Origin of the sequence: Halorubrum sp. SS7 (assembly GCF_005435055.1) — an archaeon.
Taxonomy (GTDB): Archaea; Halobacteriota; Halobacteria; order Halobacteriales; family Haloferacaceae; genus Halorubrum; species Halorubrum salinarum.
In genome coordinates this window covers 1-240 of the sequence record NZ_SGXV01000608.1, presented here as the reverse complement: position 1 = coordinate 240, position 240 = coordinate 1, and the positions used below count along the sequence as shown (strand labels likewise).

Annotated in this window: 1 protein-coding gene; it reads left to right on the top strand. The window is 67.5% G+C overall.

The annotated features are described in order from the left end of the window. The coding region (locus EXE44_RS19315) for an ABC transporter substrate-binding protein (RefSeq protein WP_241991919.1) at window positions 1–240 on the top strand (240 nt) is incomplete at both ends.

Sequence of the window (240 nt, the reverse complement as noted above, 5' to 3'; positions counted from 1 at the left end):
CCGCCGTACGTCAGGAGGACGTCGACGCGTACAACCAGGACCCGGTCACCTCGGGGCCGTTCCAGCTCGTCGAGTGGGAGCCCGAGAACTTCGCGACGCTGGAGCGGTGGGACGACTACTGGGACAGCGAGAGCCTCCCGGAGCTCGGCGGGATCGAGTTCCAGCCGATCGTGGAGCAGACGACGCGGGTCACCGAACTGGAGACGGGGAACGTCGACATCATCGAGAGCATCCCCCCGC